General features: G+C 33.8%; 3 protein-coding genes. All 3 read left to right on the top strand.

Annotated features, from left to right (window positions below):
* The first annotated feature begins 329 nt into the window (after positions 1-329).
* Positions 330-830 (top strand): hypothetical protein, encoded by a 501-nt coding sequence (locus Q0E86_RS11025; protein WP_295757172.1) that lies wholly within the window; start codon positions 330-332, stop codon positions 828-830.
* 112 nt (positions 831-942) lie between these two features.
* On the top strand, positions 943-2,490 hold the full coding sequence (istA, locus tag Q0E86_RS11020; protein ID WP_295757169.1) for an IS21 family transposase: 1,548 nt from the start codon (positions 943-945) through the stop codon (positions 2,488-2,490).
* Positions 2,483-3,244, top strand: a complete 762-nt coding sequence (locus Q0E86_RS11015) for an ATP-binding protein (protein ID WP_295757167.1) — start codon at positions 2,483-2,485, stop codon at positions 3,242-3,244. Before istA ends, Q0E86_RS11015 begins: the two co-directional genes overlap by 8 nt.
* Positions 3,245-3,402 lie beyond the last annotated feature (158 nt).

Below are 3,402 nucleotides of genomic sequence, written 5' to 3'. Positions count from 1 at the left end.
ATTTCCATTACTGAATTATCTGTTTTTATGGATATTAGTTATTGCATATCGAATTTATAAACAAACTTCTAATAAATCAAAAAAAGATACTTTAGGATAAAAATCTTGAAGTATTTTTTGTTATAAGTCACATTTAATTGAATATAACGGATGGGCAAGCCCATCCAATACGGTAAAATAAGTCCAGTTGATACGGTGACGAAGTCCATTGAATCCGTTGTATAAGTCCACGCTGCATTGTAGATATAAAATATTATCCTCCAGATGTAAGATATTAACAGGTAAGTAAGTATACTTATCTAGTCTTGCGATTAGGAGGTGTTTTTTATATGCGAGATGTTAAAAAAGTTTTGGAAATGAGATCACAAAACTTTAGTCAGAGGCAGATATCTGTATCGCTCAAAATTTCTAGAGATACAATAAGAAAAATTTTCAATGTAGCTGATGACAAGAAAATTTGTTGGTCATCTGTTAAAGATCTCAGTGAACCAGATGTCCAAAATTTATTATTTGAACAGGAGGTGAAAATTAATCTATCCATTAAGCAACCCAATTTTGATTACATCCATAAAGAGCTGTTAAAGCCAGGAACTACTATCAAACTATTATGGGAAGAATATGTTGATGATTGTCGGTCAATCAAGAGTCCGTTTTATCAGTATAGCTACTTTTGCGAACGCTATCGTGATTACGTTAAAAAGCATAATCTTACGATGCATATCAATCATAAACCGGGTGATAAAATGATGGTTGATTGGAATGGCACCCGTATGTATGTGTATGATCGTTACACAGGAGTGCAATTGACGGCTAATTCGGTGCGCCTCTAGCGGTCATACCGGTTTCGAATGACGTTTGAATCGGTGCAACATGACGGACAACCGGTGTAATAGGACCTCCTTAATGCTATAGTTTGACTGTAGTGAAAGGAGGTCTTTTTGTATGCAGAAAAGCACTACAATTATTGGTGTTCTTGAAATGTTAGGAGATGGTTTTTCTTATAACGACATTCGTACAAGATATGCGATTGGTAACAGCACTATCACTGACATTAACAAAAAGTTTAAGGCAATGGATGTAACTCTTAAACAACTTCATTCTATGACACCAAAAATGGTTGAACAAATGTTCTATCCAAACGCACATCCTAGAAAGGAAGCTCCGTTACCGGATTTTGAGAAAGTCTATAAAAAGCTTACAGATAAAAATTCTAAGGCAAATTTGTATTTTATTTGGATTGATTATAAGAAATTATATCCAGATGGCTATCAATACACGCAATTTAAACATTACTTTAAACAATGGCTTGATGAGAATCATTTGGAAAGCAATCTTAGAATGGCAATCAACAGAGTTCCTGGTGAAATTATGTATATAGACTGGGTTGGAGACACTTTGGATCTTGTATATACTGATGTGCCTGGTGAACTTCAGACTGCTCATTTTTTTACAACAACATTAGGTGTAAGTAGTTACTGCTTCGTTATGGCGTTTCCAAATGAACAGACACCAAACTTTCTTCAGGGTACGATAGAAGCTTTAAACTTCTATGGTGGTGTTCCTAAAATTCTGAAGCCAGACAACACAAAGGCTGCTTCTATTAAAAACACAAAAGATGTATTGATTTTAAACAAGGTCTATGAAGATTTACAGGATTACTACAATACTGTAATTGTTCCAGCTCCTCCGCTAAAGCCGCGGGCAAAACCTTCGGTTGAAAATAATGTCAGATGGATAGAAACACATCTTTTGGAAAAATTGAAAGGACGTCGTTTTTCCAGCTTTTCAGAACTGAATACTGAAATATCCATAATCACAGATGAGTTGAACAATCGAGAATTTTCTAAAGGAAAAGGAAACAGAAAAGAAGTGTTTGATAAATATGACAAGCCCGCTTTAAAGCCACTACCACATGAATCTTTAAAGCCATATACATATGTAATCAAAACAGTTCCTAATAATTATCACATTGAATATGATCACCATTACTATTCTGTTCCCCATACTTATTATAAACAGGAAGTTACATTAAAAGCTTCATATTTCGATATTATTATCTGTGATTCTATGAACCATCTGATCTGCACTCATAAACGTGCTTATAAACCATATCCAAAATATATAACGAAAGAAGAACATATGCCTGAAAGTCATCGTTATTATTATCTGGAAAATAAAATGAATGCAGAATCATACAAAAGTTGGGCAAAGAGTTATGGTCCAAATGTTTATGAATTTATTTGTAAGGTTATTGGCACATTCCGCTATGAAGAACAATCTTATAAGAGCTGTAATGGAATCCTTCATATGTGTAAAAATAATCCAAAAGCATTTTCAGATACAGCTGCCAAAATCTGTCTGGAATCTCATATCTATAACTATACACATTTTAAAAAGCAGCTTTACAATTTGATGAATCAAAAGAAAACAAACCGTTCGGAAACTCTTCCAGAGCATAAGAATATTAGGGGTAAATCACATTATGAATAAAACAGAAATCAAAGAAGAACAAACAATCTATATGGATCTATATGAGAAATTAAAATCCATGAAATTTTCCGGCATGGCAGAAGAACTTCGCCTTCAATTAGAAAATCCAAACAGCGACTTAGAATCTTTTCAGGAGCGTTTTGAAAAGTTGGTTACAGCCGAATGGAATCTAAGATACAACAAGAAATTTGAGCGTTATTTGAAAAAAGCTAAACTGAAAATACCTGGAGCAGCATTTGATGAAAAACTCTATGATCCGGATAGACAACTGGATATACCAACAATCGAAAAGCTGAATACTTGTACATGGATAGATGAAGGAAGAAATCTTGTAGTTACAGGAATGACAGGAACAGGAAAAACATATTACGTGAATGCCTTAGCTGTTGCAGCTTTAAAACAATTCAAAGAAGTAAGATATTATTCTGCTTCCAAACTCTTATTGGAACTCAGTGCTCATGAACAAGTAGATGATTCAATTAAATTCTTAGGTATTATGGAAAATATAGCACAAGTAGATTTATTGATTATAGATGATTTTGGACTTATGGATCTTGATGTTGAAAAATGTAGACATCTATTTGAAATTCTTGACTCAAGGGAAGGAAGAAAATCAACAGTGTTGGTTTCTCAAATCCCAGTAAAAGAATGGTACGATTTATTTAAGGATTGTACATACGCTGACGCGTGTTTAGATCGAGTTCTATGTAAAGCATATCGTTTAGAATTTAAAGGTGAATCATTAAGAAATTAAATCAAAAAATCGATGCACCGGTTGACCGCTACAGATACACCGATGGTGCGCTACACGCGCACCATTTTTCCGTCATATGCAGTATATTATAAAATGAATCAAATTTGTACCCATGATCGATTATATGGTCGTATCAATCAATACTCAACAAATGAAAG

Origin of the sequence: uncultured Holdemanella sp., from assembly GCF_934754935.1 — a bacterium.
Classification (GTDB): domain Bacteria; phylum Bacillota_I; class Bacilli_A; order Erysipelotrichales; family Erysipelotrichaceae; genus Holdemanella.
Note: the sequence above shows the minus strand (reverse complement) of the source record. Positions and strands in the feature narration are given on the sequence as shown.